The sequence below is a fragment of the Streptomyces sp. YKOK-I1 genome (assembly GCF_054660435.1).
Window position 1 is genome coordinate 735509 of sequence record NZ_BAAGDR010000001.1, and the last position, 24227, is coordinate 759735.

General features: G+C 73.6%; 17 protein-coding genes and 2 pseudogenes. 5 read left to right on the forward strand and 14 right to left on the reverse strand.

Annotated features, from left to right (window positions below):
* Nucleotides 1–23: 23 nt before the first annotated feature.
* From ACYQ8Q_RS03395 to ACYQ8Q_RS03410, 4 genes are all read left to right on the forward strand, one after another.
* Nucleotides 24–1025, forward strand: a complete 1002-nt coding sequence (locus ACYQ8Q_RS03395) for a hypothetical protein (protein ID WP_460061729.1) — start codon at nt 24–26, stop codon at nt 1023–1025.
* Between the two features lie 126 nt (nt 1026–1151).
* Nucleotides 1152–2522, forward strand: coding sequence for an extracellular solute-binding protein (locus ACYQ8Q_RS03400; RefSeq protein ID WP_460061731.1), 1371 nt, complete (start codon nt 1152–1154; stop codon nt 2520–2522).
* 2 nt (nt 2523–2524) lie between these two features.
* Nucleotides 2525–3541: a carbohydrate ABC transporter permease gene (locus ACYQ8Q_RS03405; RefSeq protein ID WP_460061732.1), complete on the forward strand. Its 1017-nt coding sequence runs from the start codon at nt 2525–2527 to the stop codon at nt 3539–3541.
* Entirely contained in the window at nt 3538–4416 is an 879-nt protein-coding gene (locus ACYQ8Q_RS03410) for a carbohydrate ABC transporter permease (protein ID WP_460061734.1), read from the forward strand. Before ACYQ8Q_RS03405 ends, ACYQ8Q_RS03410 begins: the two co-directional genes overlap by 4 nt.
* Here the strand turns inward: ACYQ8Q_RS03410 and ACYQ8Q_RS03415 are convergent.
* Together ACYQ8Q_RS03415 and ACYQ8Q_RS03420 are read right to left on the reverse strand one after the other, a co-directional pair.
* Nucleotides 4380–6713, reverse strand: a complete 2334-nt coding sequence (locus ACYQ8Q_RS03415) for a glycoside hydrolase family 3 N-terminal domain-containing protein (protein ID WP_460061735.1) — start codon at nt 6711–6713, stop codon at nt 4380–4382. The genes ACYQ8Q_RS03410 and ACYQ8Q_RS03415 overlap by 37 nt on opposite strands.
* Before the next feature lie 22 nt (nt 6714–6735).
* Nucleotides 6736–7767 (reverse strand): N-acetylglucosamine kinase, encoded by a 1032-nt coding sequence (locus ACYQ8Q_RS03420; protein WP_460061736.1) that lies wholly within the window; start codon nt 7765–7767, stop codon nt 6736–6738.
* A gap of 8 nt (nt 7768–7775) precedes the next feature.
* Between ACYQ8Q_RS03420 and ACYQ8Q_RS03425 the strand changes: the two are divergent.
* Nucleotides 7776–9055 (forward strand): annotated as a pseudogene (locus ACYQ8Q_RS03425) (glycoside hydrolase 5 family protein).
* Nucleotides 9056–9114: 59 nt separating this feature from the next.
* Here ACYQ8Q_RS03425 and ACYQ8Q_RS03430 read toward each other — a convergent pair.
* The 12 genes and pseudogenes from ACYQ8Q_RS03430 to ACYQ8Q_RS03485 all read right to left on the reverse strand — a co-directional run bounded on the left by ACYQ8Q_RS03430 (nt 9115) and on the right by ACYQ8Q_RS03485 (nt 24212).
* Entirely contained in the window at nt 9115–10617 is a 1503-nt protein-coding gene (locus ACYQ8Q_RS03430) for a glycoside hydrolase family 3 N-terminal domain-containing protein (RefSeq protein WP_460061738.1), read from the reverse strand.
* Between the two features lie 252 nt (nt 10618–10869).
* On the reverse strand, nt 10870–11703 hold the full coding sequence (locus tag ACYQ8Q_RS03435; RefSeq protein WP_460061739.1) for an ABC transporter ATP-binding protein: 834 nt from the start codon (nt 11701–11703) through the stop codon (nt 10870–10872).
* Entirely contained in the window at nt 11700–12665 is a 966-nt protein-coding gene (locus tag ACYQ8Q_RS03440; RefSeq protein ID WP_460073153.1) for a FecCD family ABC transporter permease, read from the reverse strand. The genes ACYQ8Q_RS03435 and ACYQ8Q_RS03440 overlap by 4 nt, the downstream gene beginning before the upstream one ends.
* A gap of 56 nt (nt 12666–12721) precedes the next feature.
* Nucleotides 12722–13759 (reverse strand): ABC transporter substrate-binding protein, encoded by a 1038-nt coding sequence (locus ACYQ8Q_RS03445; protein ID WP_460061740.1) that lies wholly within the window; start codon nt 13757–13759, stop codon nt 12722–12724.
* 82 nt (nt 13760–13841) lie between these two features.
* A complete protein-coding gene (locus tag ACYQ8Q_RS03450) occupies nt 13842–18266 on the reverse strand; it encodes an amino acid adenylation domain-containing protein (RefSeq protein ID WP_460061742.1) in 4425 nt (1474 codons plus the stop codon).
* Complete coding sequence (locus ACYQ8Q_RS03455; protein ID WP_460061743.1) at nt 18263–18508, reverse strand: phosphopantetheine-binding protein; 246 nt, start codon at nt 18506–18508, stop codon at nt 18263–18265. Before ACYQ8Q_RS03455 ends, ACYQ8Q_RS03450 begins: the two co-directional genes overlap by 4 nt.
* A 26-nt stretch (nt 18509–18534) precedes the next feature.
* A complete protein-coding gene (locus ACYQ8Q_RS03460) occupies nt 18535–20055 on the reverse strand; it encodes a long-chain-fatty-acid--CoA ligase (protein ID WP_460061745.1) in 1521 nt (506 codons plus the stop codon).
* Complete coding sequence (gene scoD, locus ACYQ8Q_RS03465) at nt 20052–20573, reverse strand: (2E)-enoyl-ACP glycyltransferase (RefSeq protein ID WP_460061747.1); 522 nt, start codon at nt 20571–20573, stop codon at nt 20052–20054. The genes ACYQ8Q_RS03460 and scoD overlap by 4 nt, the downstream gene beginning before the upstream one ends.
* The gene (gene scoE / locus ACYQ8Q_RS03470) at nt 20570–21460 is read right to left on the reverse strand and encodes a (3R)-3-[(carboxymethyl)amino]fatty acid oxygenase/decarboxylase (RefSeq protein WP_460073154.1); all 891 of its coding nucleotides are present in this window, start codon (nt 21458–21460) and stop codon (nt 20570–20572) included. The genes scoD and scoE overlap by 4 nt, the downstream gene beginning before the upstream one ends.
* A gap of 75 nt (nt 21461–21535) precedes the next feature.
* Nucleotides 21536–21739, reverse strand: a pseudogene (locus ACYQ8Q_RS03475) (acyl carrier protein); the annotation flags it as partial.
* Nucleotides 21736–22779: a beta-ketoacyl-ACP synthase III gene (locus ACYQ8Q_RS03480; RefSeq protein ID WP_460061749.1), complete on the reverse strand. Its 1044-nt coding sequence runs from the start codon at nt 22777–22779 to the stop codon at nt 21736–21738. The pseudogene ACYQ8Q_RS03475 and the gene ACYQ8Q_RS03480, both read right to left, overlap by 4 nt.
* A 77-nt stretch (nt 22780–22856) precedes the next feature.
* Nucleotides 22857–24212 carry an MFS transporter gene (locus ACYQ8Q_RS03485; RefSeq protein ID WP_460061750.1) on the reverse strand — a complete coding sequence of 452 codons (1356 nt, stop codon included), beginning with the start codon at nt 24210–24212 and terminating at the stop codon, nt 22857–22859.
* Between the last annotated feature and the right edge of the window lie 15 nt (nt 24213–24227).

Here is a 24227-nt window from a genome sequence, read left to right on the forward strand (position 1 = left end):
GTGAGGTGAGTGAGGTGAGTGAGATGAGCGGAACGGGCGGAGTCGGCGGGCACGCGACGGCCACAGGCGAGCACACGACGGTCGTGAGCGCGCACGCCGCAGCCGTGGGCGGGGACGCGAGGGCCATAGCCGGACACACGACCGCCGTGAGCGGCCACGCGGCAGCCGCAGGCGAGCACGCAGCCGCCGTAGGCGGGCACGCAGCCGCCGTGAGCGGGCACGCGGCAGCCGCAGGTGGGCCCACGACGGCCATGAGCGAGCACGCCGCAACCGTCGGCGGCCACACGACCGCCGTGGGCGGGCACACGGCCGCCACAGGCGGACACACGACCCCCGTGAGCGAGCACGCAGCCGCCACAGGCGGACACACGACCCCCGTGGGCGGGCATGCGGCCCCCGTGGGCGGGCGCGCGGCCGCCGTGGGTGGGGACGTGGTGTCGGTGGGGCGGGTGGACGCGCTGCTGGTCGCCGTGCCGGCCCGGGACCGGGAGATCCGGCCGGAGGCGCTGGCGCGGGCGGAGCGGCAGCGCAGACGGTGGGCCACACAGGTCGTGGTGGTCGACGAACTCGCCCGCCGGGCCTGCGCCGAGCGCGGTCTCGCGCCGCCGCCCCAGGTGTCCCCGGCGCGGGTGCTCGCGGTGTCCGGGACCGATGTGGCCGATCTCGGCAGCATCGTCGCCGTGGCGCTCGCCCACTCCCCCGCCGCACGTGCGCTGCTGTCCGCGCTGGAGGCCGAGCGGACGGTCCCGGAGCGGGCGGCCCGGGACTACTACGACCGCAACCAGGACCGCTTCCTCACCGCGGACGCGCTACGGCGCGGTGTCGACCCCTACTACGTCCTCCAGCCCTCCGATGTCCTGCCGTACGACGAGGTCCGCGACCAAGTGGTGCGGGAGCTGCGCAGGGCGCTCGGCCGACAGGCCTTCTTCGACTGGCTGGACGGTGCCCGGGCGGGCGTGGAGTACGCGCCGGGCCATGAGCACCCGGGCGATCCGGGCCACCCGGACCACGAGCACCGGCACTGAACGCCCCGGTAACCACACGGAACCGAAACGCAACACGGCAAGCCATTGACCTCCGATGAATTCTGGTCCACCTTTTCATCAATCGGAGTCGAAGTTGGTGATTTAAACCAACATTCAGGAGGCGACATGCGTGCGGGAAGACTGACCGGAACCATGGCGGGCGTCATCGCCCTGGCCCTGACCGCCGCCGGCTGCGGGCTGTCGGGCGGCTCCGACGGCGGGGACGCGACGGCCGGCGGCTGCAAGGTCGACCAGGGCAACGTCGGCTCCGGAAAGCTCACCGGCAAGGTCGAGGGAAAGATCACCTTCCAGACGACGAATCTGAAGAAAGACTTCGGTGATTTCTTCAACGGAGTGATCAAGGCCTTCGAGAAGGCCCACCCCGGCGCCTCGGTCAAGTGGATCGACGACCCGGGCGACAACACCTTCACCCAGCGCACCGTCGCCGACGCCCAGGCCTGTACGCTCCCCGACGTCGTCAACCTCAACTCGGAGACGGCGACCGCCCTCACCAAGGCGGGCTACCTGATGAACATCGGCGTCAAGGACCCGGACGCGGAGAAGCCGTTCGTCCCGGCGTTCTGGAACTCCAGCACCATGAAGGACGCCTCGGGCATGCCCGCCCACACCGTGCTGCCCTGGTACACGGGCGGCATCGTGCTGACGTACAACACGGATCTGCTGGAGGAGGCGGGCATCGACCCGGACAAGCCGCCGACGACCCTCTTCGGGCTGTTCGCCGACTACGAGAAGATCGCCAAGGCGTCGGACGGCAAGTTCTACGCGACGATGGCCAATCCGGTCTGGCGGATCCCGGCCGACTTCGACCAGATGAACATCAAGGTGCTGTCCGACAACGGGAAGACCGCCGTGTTCGGCGACGACCCGAGGACCACCCAGTGGGTCGAGTGGATGGCGAAGCTGTACAAGGAGGGCGCGATGCCGAAGGACTCGCTGTCCTCGAGCAACGACCCCTCCACGCTGTACAGCCAGGGCAAGGTGGCCTACGGCTCGACGAACCCGAGCTTCGTCCGCTTCGTGAAGCAGAACAGCCCGTCGGTGTACGCGAAGACCGGTGTCGGGCAGCAGCCGTTCGACGCGCTCGGCCACACCACCGGCGCCCCGCAGTACATGGGCGTCGCGGCGACCAGCAAGCACGCGCCCGCGGCGCTCGCCTTCGCCGAGTTCCTCACGAACGCCGAGAACCAGACGGCCTGGTGCAAGGACCCGAACGTGGTGATCTTCCCGACGACCACGGCCTCGCTGGACGACCCGTTCTTCCAGAAGGTGTCCGGTGACGACCCGTTCTCCGAGGCCCGCAAGCTGGTCGCCGAGCAGCTGAAGACGGCCACCGCCGACCAGACGAACCTCTCACCGGCGGTGCAGAACGCGATCGTGGCCCAGGTGCAGCTCGCCATGCAGGGCAAGAAGACCCCGGCGCAGGCCGTGCAGGACGCCCAGGCGAAGGCGAACGAGCTGCTGAAGCAGGCGGGTTGAGCGTGGCGACCCAGACCGTGAAGCCGGTGTCCGTGCCCGGCGCGGAGCGCGCCTCCGTGCCGGGCCCGGCCCCGTCCCGTCTGCGCCGCCTGGGCCGGGCCCTGCTACCCGGCCCCGCTCCCGGCGCCAACGGGGCCGCGCTGTACCGCCGTTGGTGGCTGCCCTGGCTGTGGACCGCGCCCGCGATCGGCTGCGCGGCGGTGTTCGGGGTGTTCCCGTTCCTCAACACCGTCCTGCTGTCGTTCACCGACGCCAAGCCGCTCGGCGGCGCCGCGGGCTTCGTGGGGCTGTCCAACTACACGCGGATGCTGGACGACCCGGACTTCTGGCTGGCGACCCGCAACAGTGTCCTGTACGCGCTGATCGTGGTCCCGCTGATGGTGCTGCTGCCGCTGCTGCTGGCCGTGCTGGTGGAGAGGAACCTGCCCGGCATCGGCTTCTTCCGCTCGGCGTTCTACACACCGGTGCTGGCCTCCAGCGTGGTGGTGGGGCTGAGCTGGCAGTGGCTGCTGGCCGACGACGGGCTGGTCAACACCTGGCTGGAGAAGGCCCATCTGATCAGGGGCGCCATCCCGTTCCTGTCGGACTCCTGGCTGATCCTGCTGTCCGCGATGGGCCTGACGCTGTGGAAGGGCCTCGGCTGGTACATGGTGTTCTATCTGGCCGCGCTCGGGAACGTGCCCAAGGAGCTGCACGAGGCCGCCGCGATGGACGGCGCCGGTGCCGCGCGCCGCTTCTGGCACATCACCGTGCCGGGCGTACGGCAGGCCATGATGCTGGTCGGCACGCTCACCGGCATCGGCTCGCTGCGGGTGTTCACGGAGATCTACATGCTGGGCGGCTCCACCGGCGGCCCCGGCGGCGCCGACCGCACCCTGCCGTTCTACATCAAGGACGTCGGCCTCGACCCGCTCACCGGCAACGCGGGGTACGGCTCGGCGGTCAGTGTCGCCCTGTTCGCGCTGACGCTGGGGCTGACCCTGCTGGCGCAGCGGCTGACCAAGGAGGACGCGTCATGACGACCGCCGTCGACAGGCCCCGCCGCGCGCTCCCGCGCTGGCGGGAGTACGGCCGCCCGCGCGAGCTGGTCGTCCGCTATCTGCTGCTCCTGCTGGTGCTCGGGCTCACCGTGGGACCACTGGTCTGGCAGTTCCTGGCCTCGCTGAAGAGCACGGGCGAGGACGTCTTCGGCTCGGACGCCACCCTGCTGCCGCGCCATCCGACGCTGCGGGCCTACCGCGAGGTGTTCAGCCAGGTGCCGGTCGCGACGTACATCCGCAACAGCCTGATCGTGGTCGTGCTGTCGGTCTCCAGCCAGCTGCTGTTCTCCACGACGGCCGGCTACATGCTCTCCAAGCCCGGCTGGAAGGGCCGCCGGGCGGTGTGGGTGGTGCTGGTGGCGTCCATGATGTTCCCCTTCGAATCGATCATGGTGTCGCTGTTCCTGAGCATCCGCGACCTGGGTCTGGTCGACAGCGTGGTGGGCGTGTGGCTGCCCGGGTTCGTCGGCGCCATCAACGTGCTGCTGATGCGCGGCGCGTTCCTCGCCGTACCGCGCGAGATCGAGGACTCGGGGATGCTCGACGGCGCGAACGAGTGGCAGCGCTTCCGCCATCTGTATCTGCCGTCCGCGTGGGGCGCGATCCTGGTGGTCACCGTGAACACCTTCATCAGCGCCTGGGACGACTTCCTCTGGCCGCTGATCGTGCTGCGCTCCGAGGACCACATGACGCTGACGCTGGGTCTGTCCCGGCTGACCAGTTCGTCGTTCGGCTACGACCAGCGGGTGGTGATGGCCGGTTCGGTGATCTCCGTGATCCCGGTGCTGGTGCTGTTCGTGATCACCCAGCGGTGGTTCTACAAGGGCGTCTCGTCCGGGGCCGTGAAGCTCTGATCGCTCCCCCCGTACACCAGCGGGACGACGGTGAGCGCCTCGCGCGCGGACGCGGCGATCCTGAGCTCCACCGCCTGCTCCGGTACGACCGTCTCCAGATCGGCGCCGACCAGCTCCAGTTGGTCGGCGCCGAGCCGTATCGCGACCGTGCGGCACTCCCCCGGCGCCAGCTCCACCCCTTCGAAGGCGCGCAGTTCGAGGGAGCGCGGCCACACGGGCGTGCGCAGCCGGCGGACGTAGAGCTGGACGACCGCGCGGCCGGGCCGGGTGCCCGTGTTGGTGACGTCGACCTCGACGGTGCGCCCGGTGAGCCGCGGCGGGCCGTGGTGGAAGGTCGTGTACGACAGCCCGTGCCCGAAGGAGTAGAGGGGGCCGGCGTCGCCGTCGGCGTAGCTGCCGTACTCGGTGTCCTTGTGGTTGTAGTGGACGGGGAGCCGGTCGGCCGAGCGGGGCACGGAGACGGGGAGACGGCCGGCGGGTTCGGTGAGCCCGAGGAGGACCTCGGCGATCGCCTCCCCTCCCCAGGGGCCGGGATACCAGGCGGTGAGCAGGGCGCCGGCCCGGTCCGCCGCCTCCGGGACGGCGTGCGGGCGGCCCTGGACGAGGACGACGGCCGTGGGGGTGCCGGTGGCGGTGACGGCGTCCAGGAGCGCGTGCTGGGCCGCGCCGAGCCGGAGTCCGGCGAGGTCGACGCCCTCGCCGCAGGTCATCTCGGACACGGCGGTCCGCGCGGCCCCGTTGGCGTGGAACGCGGTGTCGGGCGTACGGGCGCTGCTCCCGCCGAGTACCAGCACGGCCAGGTCGCAGACGGCGGCCGTGGCGACGGCCGCGGGGATACCGGTGCGGTCGTCGCCGGTGAGGGCGGCGCCCCGGGCGTGCCGGATCTCGGTGCCGGGCGGGGCGAGGCGGCGCAGCGCGTCGAGGACGCTCACGCCGGTGCCGGGGCGCTGCGGTGCGGTGTAGTCGCCGAGCTGGTGGGCGGCGGTGGCGGCGTGCGGGCCGAGGACCGCGATCCGGCGGACGGCGGGGCCGACCGGAAGCACCCCGTCGGTGTTGTGCAGAAGGGTGACGCAGGCGCGGGCGAGCGCGGTGCTCAGGGCGCGTCCGCCGTCGGGCATCGGTGTGCGCCGGGTGTACGGCCGCTCGAACAGGCCGAGGCGGAACTTCAGGCGCAGGACGCGGGCGACGGCGGTGTCCACGGCGGCCTCGCTCACCAGCCCCCGCTCGACGGCCTCCTCCAGATGGGTGAAGCCCTCGTCCCAGAGGCTGAGGTCGACCCCGGCGTCCAGGGCGAGCGCGCCCGCGGAGACCTTGTCGCCGGTGATGCGGGCGAGCCGGTCCACGGCCAGGCCGTCCGCCATGACCAGGCCCTGGAAGCCCCAGCGTTCCCGCAGGAGCCCGGTGAGCAGGGCGCGGTTGCCGGAGCAGGGCAGTCCGTCGACCTCGTTGTAGGCGGCCATCACGGCGGCGGCCCCGGCGCGGACGCCGGCCCGGGCGGCCGGGAGGTGGATCTCGTGGAGCTCGCGGGGGCCGAGTTCGGACTCGGCGGAGTTGCGGCCGCCGACCGTGGCGCCCTGACCGGCGAAGTGCTTGAGGACGACGGGTGCCCTGTCGTCGGCGAAGCAGGAGAGGTCGGCGGGGTGCTCGCCGGTGCCCTGCATGCCGCGCACGAGGGCTTCGGTCAGCCGGGCCGCGAGGCAGGGGTCCTCGCCGAAGCACTCCTCGGTGCGGCCCCAGCGCGGGTCCCGGGCGATGTCCAGGGCGCAGACGAGGGCGACATGGCCGCCCCGGGCGCGCAGTTCGGCGGCGGCGTGGGCGGCGGCCCGCTCGTACAGGGCGGGGTCCCAGGTGGCGCCGACGGCCAGGTTCACCGGCAGGACCGTGCCGTCGAGGGCCATGTGCCCGTGCGGCACCTCCTCGACGAACAGGGCCGGGATGCCCAGGCGGCTCGACTCCAGGACATGGCGCTGGACCAGGTCGGCGAGGTCGGCGCTGTCCGCGGCGCCGGGCCCGTCCCCGTGGCCGACGCCGGACCAGGCGTCGGCGCGCATCAGCCCGTACAGGGCGCCGAGCCCCGCGAAGCGCTCGGTCTCGGCCCGCAGCGCCTCGGTGATCCGGAAGTCCCCGTCCGGGGTGCGCCGGTAGGCGTGCCAGCCGTACATCCGCTGGTTGAGCTGGCCGGTCTTCTCCCGGAGGGTCATCCGGGAGAGGAGGTCGGCCACGCGGGTGTCGAGGGGGGCGGCCGGGTCGAGGTAGGGGTGCCGGTGCCGGGTGACCGGGTGGTGCGGGAGCGGCATGGGGCGTCCTTGTCGGCGTGCGTCAGGGTCTGGGGCCGGGCTCGAGGGCCGCGAGCCGGGCGAGGGCCACGGCGCCCGGGGAGCCGTCCGCCACGGGGGTGACCGTGAGGCCGAGGGGGGCCAGGGTTTCGGTCAGGGGGAGGAGCAGGGGGCCGTGCGGGGCGAGCAGGCCACCGGTGACCACGAGGGGTTCACCCGGGCGCGGCGTCAGCGCTGACACGGTCTCGGCCAGCCGTCGCGCGGCCTCCCGGAGGATCTCCGCGGCGACGGTGTCCTTCTCCTGCGCCGCCGCCACGACGAGGGGCGCGTGGTCGGCCAGCCGGACCGGCGGCCGGTCCGTCAGGGCGGGCAGGAGATGCGCGCGGTAGGCGGTGCGCAGGGTGGCGCTCCAGCGGACGGTGTCCGTGACGCCGTACCCCCGCGGGGGCAGGATGCCCGGTGGGAGTCCGAGTTCCCGGCCGACCGCCCGCACCAGGGCCGTGGGGGCGCCCCGGCCGTCGGTCGCGCGCAGGGCGGCCCGGACGGCGGCGCGGCCGATCCAGAAGCCGCTGCCGTCGTCGCCGAGGAGCCAGCCGTCGCCGCCGGAGGTCGCGGCGGGCACCCGTGCGGCGATCCGGGCGGCGACCGCGCCGGTGCCGGCGACGAGGACGAGACCGTCGGCGGGGTGGCCGGGGGCGGCGGCGAACGTGGTCTCGATGTCGCTGTGGACGTCGACGGTGCGGGCGGTGATGCCCAGCTGGGCAAGTGCGGTGGACAGGGCCGTGCGGGCCCGCACCCGGCCGGGCTCGTCGGTGCCCTGGGCCTGGTGGCCGGCCCCGGCGAAGCCGCCCGCGACCGCCGCGACCCGCGCGCGCAGGGGTGCGGGCACGGCCTGCGCGAGGGCCTCGGTGAGGTGGTCGGCGAGGTCCGGGCCGGGCACGGTCAGCGCGTTGCCGGGCCCTGACGCGCCCTCGCCCCGGGGGCGGCTGTCGCCGAGGTCCGCGAGGACGGCACGGGTGCGGGTGCCGCCGGCGTCGAGGCCGACCACGAAGGCCTGATTCAAATCACTATTCATTGCCCACCATGGTGGTTGATACATTCGTCACTGACAAGGTCCGGCTCCTGAGGAGGACGTCATCGACACGCCCGCGCTTCGCTTCGGGGTCAACTACACCCCACGCCGGGGCTGGTTCCACGCCTGGCACGACTTCGATCCCGGGCTCGCCCGCGAGGACCTGGCGCAGATCGCCGGACTGGGCCTGGACCATGTCCGCGTGTTCCCCCTGTGGCCCCTCCTGCAGCCCAACCGCGCCCTGGTCCGCCCGGCGGCCGTGGACCAGCTCGTGGGTCTGGTGGACCTGGCGGGCGAGTGCGGGCTGGACGTCCTCGTGGACGGCGTCCAGGGCCATCTGTCGAGCTTCGACTTCTATCCGGAGTGGACGCGCAGCTGGCACCACCGCAATGTGTTCACCGACCCCGGGGCCGTCGAGGCCCAGGCGCTGCTGCTGCGCACCCTGGGCCGCGCCCTGTCCGGCCATCCGCGGCTGATCGGCCTCCAGCTCGGCAACGAACTCAACAACCTCGTCGAGCACAACCCGGTGACCCCGGCCGAGGTGGACCACTACCTGGACACCCTGCTGGCCGCGGCGCGGGACGGGCTGGGCGCGGGCGGGGGGCTGGTCACGCACTCGGCGTACGACGCCGCCTGGTACGGCGACGACCACCCCTTCACCCCGCAGGCCTCGGCCCGCAAGGGCGATCTGACCACCGTCCACCCCTGGGTGTTCTCCGCCGACTGCGCCCGCCGCCACGGCCCGCGCTCGCCGCAGGTGCACCACCTCGCCGAGTACGGCACGGAACTCGCGGCGGCCTACGCCACCGACCCGCTCCGGCCGGTCTGGGTCCAGGAGACGGGCGCACCCGAACCCCACATCCCGGCGGCGGACGCCCCGGAGTTCGCCCGCGCGACCCTGCGCAACGCGGCCGGCTGCGCCCGGTTGTGGGGGGTCACCTGGTGGTGCTCGCACGACGTCGACCGCGCCCTGGCCGACTTTCCCGAACTGGAGTACACCCTCGGCCTGTTCGACTCCCTCGGCCGCCCGAAGCCGATCGCCGAGGCACTGGCCGCGACGGTGGCCGAGCTGCGCACCGCCCGGACGCCGCCCCCGCCCCGCGCGCAGGCCCTGGTCCTGGACTGCACCGCGTCCACCCGTTCGGTCTCCGGTCCGGGCGGGGCCTTCTTCGACGCGTGGATGCGGTGGCGCGCGGAGGGCGCCCGCCCGGCGGTGGTCCTGGCGGAACGGGCCGAGGACGAGGCGTACCTGGCGGCGCGGGGGATCACGGAGCTGATCGGGGCGGAGTGAGCGGGGACGGGCGCTCCGGGGCCGGCCGGGACTCCGGCCCCGGACCACGTCCGCGCGGGTCAGCCCGCCCGCCCCGTCAGCACCTCCGCGACGGCGCGCAGGTTGACCCGCCCCCGGCCGTACGCGCACACCGCGCCGCCCGGCTCCGGCAGCCCGGTGGAGACCAGCAGGGCGTCGGGCCGTACGCCCGTCAGCGCGTCCCTCACCCGCCCCTGCCAGGGATGCAGCTCGGCATCGCAGGTGGCGACGACCAGGGGCCGCCCGTCCGCACCGAGCAGCGCCTTGGCCACGACCGACGCGAGGGTCCGCTCGTCCTCCGGCTCCCCGGCGACGACCGTCCCGGTGGCCGCCGGGTCGAGGGCGCGCACCTCGCTCAGCAGGTCCTCGCCGCCCCAGTTGAGAGCGGGGTGGGGGGCCGGGAAGAGGTCGACGACATGCGCGCCCGGTACCGCCGCCGGCAGCGGCTCACCCCCGCGCACGGCCCGCCGTGCCGCCGTGAGCCCGGCCCCGCCGTCCCACGCGGCCACCGCTTCCGGCCGAGGGGGGACGGCGTACCGCCGGGCCAGCCGCCGTACCCGCTCCGCGGCCTCGGTGACCCGCTGCGCGGCCAGCTCGCCCGTGCCGAGGGCGTCGAGCACGGCGTCCCGGCAGGCGAGGGTGACCTCCAGGTCGGGTACGGCGACGATGACCTGGTCCGCTCCGGCGGCGAGCGCGAGACGCGCGCCGGCCGCCTCGCCGTAGCGGTCGGCGATGGCCTTCATCTCCAGCGCGTCGCTCACCAGGACGCCCTCGAAACCGAGTTCGCCGCGCAGCAGGTCGGAGAGGATGCGCGGGCTGAGGGTGGCGGGGCGCTCGGGGTCGAGGGCGGGGAAGACCACGTGGGCGCTCATCAGCAGGGGTACGCCCGCGTCGACGGCCGCCCGGAAGGGGGCGAGGTCGAGACGCTCGTACGGCCTCGGGTCGACGGCGAGTTCGTGGTGGCTGTCGGTGACGGTCCCGCCGTGCCCGGGGAAGTGCTTCGCGCAGCTCGCCACACCGCGTGCCTCGGTGGCCGCGATCCAGGCCCGCAGCTGCCGGGAGACCAGCTCCGGGTCGCCGCCGAAGGCACGGGTGCGCACGATCGGGTTCGCGGAGCGGCTCTGGACGTCGGCGACGGGGGCGTAGGAGGCGGTGATGCCGAGCGAGAGCAGATGCCCGGCGAGCGCGTCGGCGCACGCGGCGGTCAGCGCGGGGTCGTCGACGACCCCCAGCGCCCAGGACCCCGGCACCTCGGGTGCCCCCGCCGCCACCAGATGCCCGATCCCCCCGCCCTCGTTGTCGATGGCGACCACCAGATCGGGCCGCAACGCCCGCAGGCTGTCGGTGAGGTGCCGCACCTGCCCGGCGTCACGGACGTTCCGCGTGAAGAGGATGACTCCCCCCAGCCCGCGGTCGATCAGCCGCTTCAGCGGGTCGGGAACACCGGTCGTACCGTCGAACCCCGCGACCAGACAGCGGTGCGCCGCCTCGTCGAGGGCAGCGGGGAGTACCGGACCGGGGGCCCGGGAGGCAGAGGACGTCACCCTCGGATCCTCTGGCTCGCCGAGCCATAAGTCAACCTGTTCATGAATTGTTCAACCCGTCGGGCAGTCCCGGCGCCCGGCGAGCAGTCCGAGGAGTGCGACCGTGCCGACGACCAGGGCGACGGCGACCGACGACGAACCTCGTGCATCGGTTTGCGCGTGGTGTTGTCGATCGCCGCACCGGGGTGAACCACCCGATGATGTCCAGGGTCGGCACGAAGGCGGCCATTCCCCCCGGCTCTCGCCCATTCCTCACGGGCATCGGGGGGAGACTTCCTGAGGAGACGGTTGCACATCCCACCTTTCTGCCTGCCCCCCGGCGAGCGGCTGGGCCGCGTAGGTGATGCGGATGACGCCGTCGGGGTGGCGTTCCGTGGTGCCGCGGACGCCGAAGACGTCCTGGAGGACGTCCGGCGTCAGGACCTCCAGGACGGGGCCCGCGGCCACCACCTCGCCCCCGTGCAGCACGACGAGACGGTCGCAGAGTCGGGCGGCCAGGTCGAGGTCGTGCAGGACGGCGAGGGTGGTGATGCCGGTGCCGCGGATGAGATCGAGCAGTTCGAAGCGGGCGCGGATGTCGAGGTGGTTGGTGAGTTCGTCCAGGACGAGGAGCCGGGGACGCTGGGCGAGGGCACGGGCCAGCAGGACGCGCTGGCGTTCGCCGCCGGAGAGGGTGGCGTGCGCGCGGTGGGCGAAGGGGGCGACCCCGCAGCGGGCGACCGCGTCGGCCACCGCCTCGCGGTCCTCCGCCCCGTCGCGGCCCAGCAGCCCGTGGTGGGGCGTGCGGCCGAGGGCGACGATCTCGGTGACGCTGAGCCCCGTGGCGGCACCCGCGTCCTGGAGAACGGCCGCGGTACGCCGGGCGGCGGTGCGCGCGGACAGCTCCCACACGTCGTCGCCGCCCACCCGGACCACCCCGCCCGCGGGGCGCAGCGAGCGGTAGACCGTGCGCAGCAGGGTGGTCTTGCCGCTGCCGTTCGGGCCGACGAGCCCGACGACATCGCCCTTCTCCGCCTCCAGGGTGACCTCGCGCAGGATGGGCCTGCCGTCCAGGGTGACGCGGAGGTGATCGACCGTCAGTCTCATGCGGAGTCCATGCCTTTGTCGCGGCGCAGCAGCCACAGGAAGAAGGGGGCGCCGAGCAGGGCGGTGAGGATGCCCAGCGGCAGTTCGTTGGGGCGGTTGACGGTGCGGGAGAGCAGGTCCACGACCACCAGGTGGACCGCGCCGAGGAGGGCGGTGAGCGGCAGGAGTCTGCGGTGGTCGGCGCCGGTCGTGAGGCGCACGAGGTGGGGGATCATCAGGCCGACGAACCCGATGCCGCCCGCGACGGCGATGACGGTGCCGGTGAGCAGCGCGCTGATCACCAGCAGGACGGTGCGCAGCCGGTCGACGTCCACGCCGAGCGCGGTGGCGGACTCGTCGCCGGCGAGCAGGGCGTTGAGCCGTCGCCCGAACAGGGTCAGCAGGACGGTGCTGGTCAGGACGACCACCGTGACGGTGGGCAGCCGGCTCCACTGCGCGCCCGCGACACTGCCCAGCATCCAGAACATCACGGTCCGCAACTCCGTGGGTGTCGCGAGGAGTTGGACGAAGCTGGTCACGGACAGCAGGACATAGCCGACGGCGACCCCGGCCAGCACCAGCCGGGTCGGGGCCAGGCGTCCCCGCCGCTGTCCCAGGACGAAGACCAGCCCCCCGGCGGCGAGGGCGCCAACGAACGCCGCGCCCGAGACACCGAGTCCGCCGAGGGCGGCCCCGCCCAGGGTGATGACCAGCACGGCGCCGAGCGAGGCGCCGTAGGAGAAGCCGAGCACGACCGGGTCGGCGAGCGGGTTGGAGACGAGGGTCTGCAGGACGGCCCCGGTGACCGCGAGGCCCGCGCCGACGAGCGCGGCCAGCGCGACACGCGGGGCGCGGAAGGTCCAGACGATCTGGTCCAGGGCCGGGTCCCCGGTGGCGCCCCGGCCAGTGACGTGGTGCAGCAGGATCCGCCACACGTCGGCCACCGGGACGGTGACCGCACCGATGCTCACCGCCACCACCATGACGGCGGCCAGCACCACCAGCAGCCCGGCCACCGCGACCGGCAGCCGCAGCCGGCTCAGAACCGGTCCGGGTGCAGCGTCTCGGCGATCCTCGCCACGGCCAGGTCGTTGCTCGGGCCGAGGTACATCGAGTCCGACAGCGCCACGTACGTCTTGTTCTTCGCGGCCGGCCACTGGGGGAACTCCTTCAGCAGTTTCTCGGCGTAGGCCGCCGGGTCGGGGTCGTTGTAACCGATGACGACGAGCGCGTCGACGTCCGTGGCGGCCACCTTCTCCTTGCTCAGATCGGCGAAGGAGGTCTCGGAGGCGGACGCGAAGACGTTGCTGCCGCCGGCCTTGGCGAGGATGTCGTTGTAGATGCCCTGGGCGACGACGGAGCTGAAGTCGTTGCCGCCCATGGCCATGTTGGAGAACAGCACCATGACCTTGGGCCGCTTCTCGCCCTTCACCCCGGCCGAGACGGCCGCGATCTTCTTCTCGGAGGCGGCGATCAGCTGCTCCGCCTTCTCGCCGACGCCGAAGATCCTGCCCATGTCGCGCAGGAGCTGGTAGCTGTCGGCGATGGTCATGTGCGAGGTGTCCTGGTCGCAGCCCTGTGGCGAGACGTAGGAGTGGGCGCCGACCTGCTGGAGCTGCTCCCGGGTCGCGAACCCGTTCTTCTCGTCGAAGCCGTACGACGTCGTGGACAGCACCAGGTCCGGGCGCAGCCCGATCATCGCCTCGCGCGGGATGTCGTAGGCGTCGTTGAGTGTCACGTCACCGGTGGGCAGGGCCTTGATCGCGGCGGCGCGGCCGGCCACCTCGGACATGCCGTAGCTCTGCTGGTTGGCGACGATCCGGTCCCCGAGGCCGAGGGCGAGCAGGGTGGAGACCTCGGCGACCGAGGCGCCGTTCATGACGACGACCCGGCCGGGCGCCTCGGTGAACTTCTCCGACACCCCGCAGTTCTTCAGGGTCACCGGGTAGCCGGACTTCGCGGCGACGGCGGACGCCTCGTCACCGGAGGCGCCGCCGGTCAAGGAGCCGGCGCAGGCCGTGGTGACCAGACAGAGGGCGCCGGCCAGGGCGACGGCGGCCGGCCGTTTCTTGGACATGCGGATACTCCTTGGTTCGGGGTGCTGGGGTGCTGTTCCAGTAGTCGGAGGGCGGTGCCGACGAGTTCCCGGAAATTCCCAACTACCTTGCGGATGAGGGAAGTTGCTCATGACGTCCGGTAGGTGCGGGGAGCAGTCCGGTCGTCACGAGGCGGTCCAGGTAGCGGAAGACGAGGTCGCGGTCGACGGGCGGGAACGTGATGCCGCTGTCGCGCAGGCCGGCCGCGACGTGGTCGCAGCGGACCCGTCCCAGCCGTAGGTCGGTGCCCCCACCCGAGGTGTCGAGGGAGTCGAAGAAGGCGAGGATGGTGGCCGCGACGCCGGACGCGGGCGCGAGCCGGGAGCGCCACTCGGCGAGGGGCACCCGCCGCAGGGGGTAGCCGTACTCCCCCAGCCAGTCGTGGACGTCACTCAGCCGCACCGGGGCGCCCACGGTGTGGTGGTAGACGGCGGGCGCCCCCCGGTGCCGCAGGACGAGGTGCACGAGGGCCCCGGCGACCTGGTCGACCGGGGTCCAGGTCTCCTCCTCGAAGAGGTCGGGGACGACCCCGGCGGGAATCCCGGCGCGCAGCACGCTCCACAGGAAGTCGCGCTCGTCGACGTATCCGGTGGTGCGCGGTCCGACGACCCGGCCGAGCCGGTGCACGGTGACCGGCAGCCCCCGCTCGGCCGCCTGTTCCAGCAGCCGCTCCGCCGCCCACTTGGACTGCTGGTAGCCGTGACGCAGTCCGGCGTGGGGCGCGAGGAACGCCTCCGGCACCTCGGGCGCGAGGCCGAGCGGGGGCGCGACGGAGAGCGTCGAGACGAAGTGCAGGGGGATCGAGCGGCGGGCCGTCAGGCGGAGCAGTTCCCTGGTCGACTCGGTGTTGGCGGCGCGCAGGGTGGCGTAGTCGCGCAGGACGCTGACCGTGGCCGCACAGTGGAGGACCGCTCCGCAGGAGTCGGCCAGTCCGCCGAACTGCTCGTCGTCCAGGCCGAGTCGGGGACGGCTCAGGTCGGCCGGGAGGGCGGTGACGCGGGCCTGTGGGGGGAGGTGGATCCGGTGGGTGTGCAGCGCCTCGCGGAGCCGGGCGGTGGCTTCGGCGGGGCCCTGCGCGCGGACGGTGCAGACGATCTCCGCGTCGGTGCGCGCGACGAGTTCGGCCAGCAGGTGGACGCCGACGAAACCGGTCGCGCCGGTGAGCAGGATCCGGTCGGGGGCGCCGGCCGCCCGGGGTCCGGCGCCGGGGCGGATGTCCGGGTCGAGGACGGTGTCGGTGAGCAGGGTCGCCGGGAGGTCGCCGGTCACGGACGGCCGTGGCTGCCGTGCCAGCCGGTCCGCGAGTCCGGCCGGGGTGGGGTGCTGGAACAGCCAGGCGACCTTGACCTCCCGGCCCAGGGCGGTGCCGAGCCGGTTGGCGGCCTGGATGGCCTGGAGCGACTGGGCGCCCAGGTCGAACACGTCGTCCGACACGGAGACGGCCACCAGGCCGAGCACCTCGCGCCACACTCCGGCGACGACCTCGGCGACGCCCTCGACCGCCGTACCGGACGGCCCGGCGGGCGTCTGACACCGATCGACGGACGTGCCGGACGTATCGGCGGTCCCCCGAGCCCCCTCCGCGAACGCACCGGACGCACGGACGGGCCCCCGGCACCCCTCCGCGGACGCACCCGACGAACCAACGAGCCCCCGAGACCCCTCCGCGAACGCACCCGACGAACCAACGAGCCCCCGGGAGGGATCGGCGGGCGTTGCGCGCAGCGGCGTGGCGGCGAGTGCCCTGCGGTCGGTCTTCCCCGTGCCGGTCCTGGGCAGGGCGTCCAGGAACTCGATCGCCGAGGGGACCGTCGCCGCCGGCAGCGCCGCCCGCAGGCGCTCCCTGAGCAGGGCGGGGGCCGGGGCGGGCCCGTCCGGGACCAGGTAGGCGGCCAGGCGGCGCGTGCCGTCCGGCAGCACCTGTCCCACGACGGCGGCGTCCCGGATTCCCGGGAGGGCGAGGAGGGCGCACTCGACCTCGGCCGGGTGCACCCGATGTCCGCTGATCTTGAACTCGGTGTCCGTGCGGCCCAGATGGCGCAGTTGCCCGTCGTCGCCGACGCGGACCAGATCGCCGGTGCGGTAGGAGCGGGGCGCTCCGGGGAGTGCGGGCAGCGGTGCGAAGCGGGCGCCGTCGGGGTGGTCGCCACGGTAGCCGAAGGCCAGGTTGCCGCCGAGGAGATGGAGTTCGCCGTCCACCACCGCGGCGCGGGTGCCGGGCAGCGGCCGTCCGATGGGGACGTCTCCGGGGGCGAGGGCGGGGTCGTGGAGGTCGGCGACCGTGGCGACCACGGTAGCTTCCGTCGGGCCGTAGGTGTTCAGCAGCCGGACCGCCGTGCCGACCGTCCCGCGCCAGCGGTCGACCCGCTCGGGCAGGGCGGGCTCCCCGCCGATGACGACGGTGCGCACCCCGGCGGGGAGGGCGGCCGTGCCGGTCGAGACGGCGTGGGCGAGTTCGTGCCAGTAGGCCGTGGGCAGGTCGAGGAAGCTGATCCGCAGCCGGGCGCAGGCCGCCAGGAAGCCGGGGACCGAGTCGGTCATGTCGTCGGTGCGTAGGACCAGGGTGGCGCCCGCGCACAGGGTGAGGAAGATTTCCTCCACGCTGGTGTCGAAGTGCAGCGGGGCGAACTGCAGGACGCGGTCGGTGGGCCGGAGGCCGTAGCGGGGAGTCGCCCCGGCGACGAAGCGGGCCAGGGCGCGGTGGCCGATCTCCACGCCCTTGGGGCGGCCGGTGGAGCCCGAGGTGTGCAGGACGTAGGCGAGGCCGTCCGCGGCCGGTGCGGCGGGGCCGGGCTCCGATGGGGAAAGCCCCGTGTCGGTCAGGACGAGCCGGGGCCGTGCTCGCGCCAGGAGTTCCGCCCGGCGGGCGGCGGGTGCCGTCGGGTCGAGGGGGCAGTAGGCCGCCCCGGAGAGCAGGACGCCGAGAACCGCCGTGATCGCGTCGATGCCGCGCGGCAGGACGACGGCCACCAGGTCCCCGGCGCCCACGCCCCGATCCGTCAGCCGGCGCGCCAAGTCCGCGGCCTCGCGGAGGAGTTCCGCGTACGTCACCTCGCGGCCCCCGTGCTCGACGGCGACCGCGCCGCCCTCGCGCCCGGCCCGTTCGGCGATCAGGTCGAGGACCGGGCGCGCGGGGCCGGGCAGCGGACCACCGTCCAGGACGGGCACCGGCGCGGCGACGGCACCCGGGGTGGACGGGCGGTCGGCGAGGGCCCGGTCGGGGGCGGTGACGGCCCGGTCCAGCAGGTCGAGCAGCCCGTCGCGGAACGCGGTGACGTCGGCCTCGGCGTAGAGGCCGGGATGGGCGTCCACGGCGAGGCGCAGGCCCGTGCCCTCGGACCGGTCGTAGACGTTGACGGAGAGATCGTCCACGGGCCCGGCGGAGACGTTGTGCACGGTGCTGCGGTGTCCGGCGAACCGCAGATCGTAGGCGAAGGGCATGATGTTGACGCCGGGGCCGGACAGCCGGCGCCGTCCTCCGACGAGCCGGAGGTCGCGCCGCAGTCGTTCGTAGCGGTAGCGCTGGTGCGGCAGGGCGGCGCGCAGTTCGCAGGAGATCCGGCCGGCGAGGTCGCGTGGGCTGTCCCGGTCCGTGACGGGGACGCGCAGGGGCAGGATGTTGCGGACCATGCAGGGGACGCGCAGGGAGACGGAGCCGAGGCGGCCCATCGCCGGGAGGCTGAGGACGATCTCCGGTGCGCCGGTGGCGCGGTGCAGCCGGGCGGCGGTCACCGCGAGCAGGATCTCCGACCAGGTGACCTTCAGCTCCCGGGCGGCCGTGCGGAGGGCCTCCGTGCGCTCCGCGCCGAGGTCGGCGGTGCGCCGGTGGAAGGCGGGGGCGGGGAGGGCCGTACGGCCGGCGGGGGTCGCGACGGGCGGCCGGTCGGCGAACCGGCCGGTCCAGTAGGCGCGGTCGCGGGCGAAGGCCGCCGACTCCCGGTAGGCGCGCTCCTCCTCGCGGACCGAGGCCAGGGTGCCGAAGCCGCTGTCCCCCACCGGTGCGCCCGTCGCCAGGGCCGTGTAGACCTCGGCGACGCGGCGGGCGACCAGCGACAGGCCGTAGCCGTCGAGGGCGATGTGGTGCACGCGGTGGTACCAGAGGTACTCCTCGTGCGCGATCCGCAGGAGGGCGTGGCCGAAGAGCGGGCCGTGGGCGAGGTCGACGGGGCGGGCGAGGTCCTGGTGCATCCAGGCCAGGGCCGCCGCGCGGGGGTGGGGTGCGGTGGTGAGGTCGGCCGTGTGGAGCCGCCAGCCGTCGGCCGGGGCGGGTGTCTCCCAGGGGCGGCCCCGGGCGTCCGCGCCGTAGACGACGTTCAGGGCCTCGGTCTCGGCGACGACGTGGTGCAGGGCCGTGTCGAAGGCGGCGGTGTCCACCGGGCCGTACACGTGCAGGTACTCGGCGGTGTTGTAGGCGGGGCTGTCGGGGTCGAGCCGCTGGCCGGTCCAGACGGCCTCCTGGGCGGCCGGCAGCGGACGGCGCGGGGTCACGGGGTGTCCCCCCGCCGTGCCGCGAGCAGCTGCCACCACTGGGCGAAGGAGGTGCGTTCGGCGAGTTCGACGAAGGTGATCTCCACGCCGGTGGCGCGCCAGCGCTCCATGAGGGTGGTGATGCGCAGGGAGTCCAGCCCGGCATCGAGGGGGTTCTGGTCGAGGTCCACGTCGTCGGGGCTCTGGTACAGGTACTCCGCGAGGTCGGCGCGGAAGCCGTCCAGGGTGAGGGGAGCAGGCATGTCGTTCTCTCTCCGTGGGGGGGCGGTCAGTTGACCTTGCGGGCGGAGTCGCCCCAGAAGCGGTCGCGCAGGGCGCGGCGCAGGATCTTCCCGCTGGGGTTGCGGGGCACGCTGTCGAGGAACTCGTAGCGCGCGGGCAGCTTGAAGCTCGCCAGTCTCGGGACCAGGTGGGTGTGCAACTCCCTGGGGGTGGGAGGCTGTTCGGGGTCGTCGGGTACGACGAAGGCGTGTACGTACTCGCCCCAGCGCTCGTCGGGGGCGCCGACGACGACGGCCTCGGCGACGCCGGGGTGGCCCTCCAGGGCGTTCTCGATCTCGGCCGGGTAGACGTTCTCGCCGGCGACGAGGACGGCGTCCTTGATGCGGTCACGGATGAAGACATGACCGTGCTCGTCGAGGTGGCCGGCGTCTCCGGTGTGGATCCAGCCGTCGACGAGGGTCTCGGCGGTGCGGTCCGGCAGTCCCCAGTACCCGACCATTGCGGCCGGGGTGTGCAGGCAGACCTCCCCGACCGCGCCCGGCGGGAGTTCCCGTCCGTCGCCGTCGACCACCTTGACGCGTACGCCCGGATACGGCCGTCCCGCCGCCTGCATCAGCGGTCCGCCCGGGACGTGGGCGGCCGGGGGCAGGCAGACGGCGGTGTTGCCGGTCTCGGTGAGGCCGTAGATCTGGGCGAACTCGCAGTCCAGGACGGCGAGGCTCTCCTCCAGCAGGGCCTCGGAGATCGGGGAGCCGCCGTAGACGGTCTTGCGCAGGGTGGTGAAGTCCTCGGTGCGCACGCCGGGTTCGGTGAGCATCATGCGGAGCATGGCGGGGACCACACAGGCGGTGGTGACGCCCAGGTCGCGGATGAGGTCCACGGCCCGCCGGGCGTCGAAGGCGCGCATCGCCACGACCGTCGTCCCGGCGTCGAGGTTCTGGGTGGCCCACCACAGGCCGCCGATGTGGAAGCCGGGGATGCCGATCAGCGCGATGTCGCCGTCGCGCCAGTCGATCCAGTCCAGGCCCGCGTCCGCCAGGGCGTCGCGGATCGCGAAGAAGCTGCGGTGGGCGAGGACCACGCCCTTGGGCAGTCCGGTGGTGCCGCTGGTGTAGAGCTGGGCGACGGGGGTGTCGGGGGTGGCTTCGAACGCCGTGTCGTGGTGCGGGTGCGATGCCCGCCATCCCTCCAGGGAGCCCAGGTGTACGACGGTTTCGGGCTCCGACTCGACGGCCGACGCGAACTCCTCCTCCACGAACAGCAGCCGGGTGCCGGAGTCCCGCAGGATGTGGCTCACCTCGGGCGCGGTGAGCCGCCAGTTGACGGGGACGAGGACCGTGCCGCTCTTGGCGCAGCCGAAGAGGATCTCGTAGTAGTGCTCGGACTCCTTGCCCAGGTAGGCGACCCGGTCACCCGGGGCGAGCCCGGCGGCCCGGATCGCGTGGGCGACGCGGTTGCTCTCGCGGTGCAGTTGTCCGTAGGTCAGGGTGCGGCCCTCGCAGAGCACGGCCGCCTGGTCCGGTCGGTGCTCGGCGTGGTGGCGGGTGGTCCGGACGAGTGTCTTCATGGCGAACCCTTCGGCGGTCGGAGGAGGTTGACGAACGCGAGGGTCGCCTCGCCGTCGCAGCGGCCGTCACCGGCGTCCCGGTAGCGGAACGCGGTCTCGGCGTGCAGGAAGGGCGGGCCGCCGCCGGGGCCGCGCCGGGTGACGGAACGGAATTCCATCTCCCCGGAGAAGGACCGCGGATCGACGGGCCGCCGGAAGGCCGACGAGAAACGGGCGATGAGAATGTCCGGCAGCTGGTGCTGGAAGAAGTCGTCCAGCGTCCAGTCGGCGAACACCGGAATCAGCCCGTCCCGCACGGACACGGCGACGAGGTAATACATCATCTGGTTGTAGCAGATGTTCACCTCGACGGAGTTCAGATGGCCGGTGTCGTCGATGTAGCAGGACTCGGATATCGCGAAATCGCCCTGGACGGCGGTCGGTCCGTCGTCCCGCACGGTCACGTTCGCGGACCGCAGATAGCGGCAGTGGGCCTTGTAGGGCGCCAGCACCCGGGCGAGCAGGGCCGCGTCGGTCATGCCGCCCCGATCCCGTCGTGCAGCCGGCGCTCGTCGTGCACGGTGACGCGGTAGGAGACGGTCGGCTCGGGGGCGGTGGTGTGCCGGGCGCGGTGGACGAGGCTGCGGTTGTCCCAGACCAGCAGGTCGCCCTGTGCGAAGCTCTGCAGATGGATGCCGGGGTGCTCGAAGGTCTCGTCGAGCTGGCCGGTGGCCTCGAACAGCCGCTTGAGCAGCTCCTCGTCGAGCGGTGCGCCGTCCTCGTCCTCGATGCCGACGGTGAAGCCCTCACTGACGTAGAGGACCGGCTCCCCGGTCATCGGGTGGGTGAAGACGGTCGGCTGGACGACGGCCGGCGTCTTGCGCTCGACCTCGTCGAGGATCTCGGACAGGGGCCGGTAGACGTCGTGCGGCCGGATCTTGAAGTACTTGCGCACGGAATGCCGGCACCGTGTTCCGGCGATCTCCTTCTTCAGGTCGTCGGGCAGTTCCCGGTAGGCCTTTCCCATGTCGATGAAATAGGTGCCGCGGTTCTTCGCCGGAACGACCTGGGGGTGGATGAGGGTGATACCGAAGGGGTCCGGCATGAACTGGTAGTCGGCGTGCCAGAATTTCCCGGTCTTCGGCACGCCGATCTGCCGTCCGTTCTCGGGGACGTTGGAGGAGACGAATATCTCCGGGACCTCCGGGTGCCGGTACATCGGCTCGTAGTACGTCTCCGGGCGGCCCAGCCGCCTGCCGAGCGCGAGGAATTCCCGGGGGGAGAGGTCCTGGTCCTTCAGGACGGCGATCTTCTTCGTGTAGACGGTGTTCTTCAGGGCGGCCAGGTCGGCGTCCGAGGCCGTGCGGTGGTCGAAGCCCTCGACGGTCGCGCCGATCGCGCCGCCGGGCTGGTCCTTGATCTGCATGGGTGTGTTTCCTTCCGTGGGGTCGGGCCCGTGGGGTCGGACGGTGGTGGCTCGGCGGGAGTCGACGAGGGCGGCGAGGGCGCCGAGGGTGAGGTCCGGCCGGAGTTCGTCGTCGCCGACGTCCACACCGAGGTCGCGTTCGACGCGGATGCCGATCTCGACCGTGGTCAGCGAGTCGACGTCCAGCTCGCCGAGGGTCGCCTCGGGCCGCACGAGGGCGGGCGGGATGTCGTGCAGCGCGGTGAGGAGGTCGGCGAGTCGTTCATAGGTGTCGGTCATGGTGCGATCCGTTCCGGTAGGGGGAGTTCGGGCCAGGTCAGGAGGCAGGAGCCCCAGGTGAGGCCGCCTCCGAAGGCGGTGAGCAGAAGGCGGTGGCCGGGCCGGAGCGTCCCGGCGCGGGCCGCGTCGGCGAGGGCCAGCGGGATGGACGCGGCCCCCGTGTTGCCGACGGACTCGACGTGCGTGACGCACCGCTCGCGGGGCAGGGCGAGCGCGTCCGCCACCGAGTGCAGGATCCGCAGATTGGCCTGGTGCGGTACGAAGCGGTCGACGTCGTCGGTCCGCCAGCCGGCCCCGGACAGCGTGGCCCGCGCCGACGCGGCCATACGGGTCACCGCGTGCCGGTAGACCTCCCGGCCCCGCATGGCGAAGTGCCGCTCCTCGCGGCCGGGTTCGCCGGGCCGGGAGCGCTGCCGTGAGCCGCCGGCGGCGACCGTGATCAGGTCCTCGTGGGCGCCGTCGCTGCCGAGGTCGAAGTGGCCGACCGCGCCCGGCTCGTCGGGCCGGCCCGCGCGCAGGACGACGGCTCCGGCACCGTCGCCGAAGATGATCGCGTTGGCCCGGTCCAGCGGGTCCACGATCGTGGAGTAGGTGTCGGCGCCGATGAGCAGCACCCGTTCGGCGACCCCGGCCGCGATCAGTCCGGCGGCCGAGGCGAGCCCGTAGACGAAGCCGGTGCACACCGCGCCCACGTCGAAGGCGGCCGCTCCCGGCTGGCCGAGCCGTGCGGCGACCGCGGGTGCGGTGGCGGGGCAGGGGCGGTCCGGGGTCGTCGTGGCCACCAGCACGGCGTCGACCCGGTCCGCACCGGCCGAGGCCAGCGCCCGGCGGCCGGCCTCGACGGCCAGGTCGGAGGTCGCCTGCCCGGGCTCGACGACGTACCGCCGGCGGATCCCGGTCCGGGTGCGGATCCAGGTGTCGTCGGTGTCTAGCCGCCGGGCGAGGTGCCCGTTGGTCACCGCACGGGCGGGCAGCCGTCCGCCGAGCCCGCACAGCACGGCGGCCACGGGTGCGGAAGGACCGGCGGGGGTGGGGAACATGAGGGCTCCAGGGCATGACGGAGGACGGCCGGGCGGCCGGACACGGGGAAGGGGGGAGGCGGTGAGGAGGGGTGGGGTTACGGACTCGGGGTGCCGCGGCGGACGAGCAGCGCCAGTGCGCCGCAGCCGATACCGGCCGCCGTGGCGAGGACGGCCGTACGGATGCCGTCGAGCAGTCCGGGGCCGGAGGCGCTCTGCCCGACGCCCCCGGCGAGGGCGACCAGGACGGCGAGGCCGACCGCGCCGCCCACCTGGAGGGTGGTCGAGGCCAGACCGGAGGCGATGCCCTGGTCTCCCGGGGCCACCCCGGCGGACGCGGTGATCCACATCCCCGTCCAGGCGGCGCCCTGGCCCAGGCTCAGCAGGACGATCCCCGGCAGGAGTCCGGCGTACGAACCGTCGGGGGTGAGCGCCGGACCGAGGGCCGCCGCTCCGGCGGCGCCCAGCACCAGGCCTCCGACCAGCATCCGGCGCACGCCCACGACGGCGACGGCCCGTTCACCGGCCCGGGTGCCGGCGGCGACCACCACGGCCGGCACGAGGAACGCGAGGCCGGTGGCGACCGCGCTGTAGCCCTGGACGTTGCGGAAGTACAGGGTGAGGAAGTACGGCACCGAGCTGAACGTCGCGTTGAACAGGGCCGTCACCCCCATCGCGGCCGGCAGGCCGCGCCGGGCGAACAGCCGCACCGGGACGAGCGGGTCGCGGGAGCGCCGCTCCACGACGACGAAGAGGGTCAGCAGACCGGCGGACAGCGCGGCGCTCGTCAGGGCGGCCGGGGTCCCCCAGCCCTGGGCCGGGGCCCGCACCAGCAGGAACACCAGCAGGGTGACCCCGCCCGTCGCGGTCAGCGCGCCCGCGAGGTCGAAGCGGCGTGTGCGGTCGCGCGGTCCGTCCGCGGGGAAGAGGCGCCGTCCGGCCACGGCGAGGGCGCCCGCCACGGGCACGTTGACGAAGAACACGGACGGCCAGCCGGAGGCCTCCACCAGGACCCCGCCCAGCAGGGACCCCAGGCAGAGCCCGCCGGCCCCGGCCGCGCCCCACACCGCGAGGGCCCGGTTCCGTGCCGGTCCCTCCTCGTACAGGGTGTTGACCAGGGACAGCGTCGCCGGGAAGAGCAGGGCTCCGCCGACGCCCTGGACCGCCCGCACCGCGACCAGCACACCGGGGGTCTGGGCCAGACCGCCGACGAGGGACGAGCCCGCGTAGAGCAGGGCCGCGAGGACGAACATCCGGCGGCGGCCCAGCAGGTCGGCGGCCCGCCCGCCCAGCAGCAGGAAGCCGCCGCCGGCCACGACGTAGGCGCTCACCACCCACTGGAGGTCGTGGTCGTCGAATCCCAGCCCGGCGCCGATGTCGGGCAGGGCCACGTAGACGATGTTGTAGTCGAGGGAGATGACGAGCTGGGCCAGCGCCAGCACGAGCAGAGCCATGGTCCGTCGCCCCCC

Bases quoted from the DNA above. Each gene is read 5' to 3' on its own strand.
- ACYQ8Q_RS03410 (WP_460061734.1), top strand. From the start codon at position 3,538: ATGACGACCGCCGTCGACAGGCCCCGCCGCGCGCTCCCGCGCTGGCGG.
- ACYQ8Q_RS03440 (WP_460073153.1), bottom strand. From the start codon at position 12,665: ATGGTGGTGGCGGTGAGCATCGGTGCGGTCACCGTCCCGGTGGCCGAC.
- ACYQ8Q_RS03480 (WP_460061749.1), bottom strand. From the start codon at position 22,779: ATGTTCCCCACCCCCGCCGGTCCTTCCGCACCCGTGGCCGCCGTGCTG.
- ACYQ8Q_RS03455 (WP_460061743.1), bottom strand. From the start codon at position 18,508: ATGCCTGCTCCCCTCACCCTGGACGGCTTCCGCGCCGACCTCGCGGAG.
- ACYQ8Q_RS03420 (WP_460061736.1), bottom strand. From the start codon at position 7,767: ATGAATAGTGATTTGAATCAGGCCTTCGTGGTCGGCCTCGACGCCGGC.
- scoD (WP_460061747.1), bottom strand. From the start codon at position 20,573: ATGACCGACGCGGCCCTGCTCGCCCGGGTGCTGGCGCCCTACAAGGCC.
- ACYQ8Q_RS03400 (WP_460061731.1), top strand. From the start codon at position 1,152: ATGCGTGCGGGAAGACTGACCGGAACCATGGCGGGCGTCATCGCCCTG.
- scoE (WP_460073154.1), bottom strand. From the start codon at position 21,460: ATGCAGATCAAGGACCAGCCCGGCGGCGCGATCGGCGCGACCGTCGAG.
- ACYQ8Q_RS03435 (WP_460061739.1), bottom strand. From the start codon at position 11,703: ATGAGACTGACGGTCGATCACCTCCGCGTCACCCTGGACGGCAGGCCC.
- ACYQ8Q_RS03445 (WP_460061740.1), bottom strand. From the start codon at position 13,759: ATGTCCAAGAAACGGCCGGCCGCCGTCGCCCTGGCCGGCGCCCTCTGT.
- ACYQ8Q_RS03485 (WP_460061750.1), bottom strand. From the start codon at position 24,212: ATGGCTCTGCTCGTGCTGGCGCTGGCCCAGCTCGTCATCTCCCTCGAC.
- ACYQ8Q_RS03460 (WP_460061745.1), bottom strand. From the start codon at position 20,055: ATGAAGACACTCGTCCGGACCACCCGCCACCACGCCGAGCACCGACCG.
- ACYQ8Q_RS03395 (WP_460061729.1), top strand. From the start codon at position 24: ATGAGCGGAACGGGCGGAGTCGGCGGGCACGCGACGGCCACAGGCGAG.
- ACYQ8Q_RS03415 (WP_460061735.1), bottom strand. From the start codon at position 6,713: ATGCCGCTCCCGCACCACCCGGTCACCCGGCACCGGCACCCCTACCTC.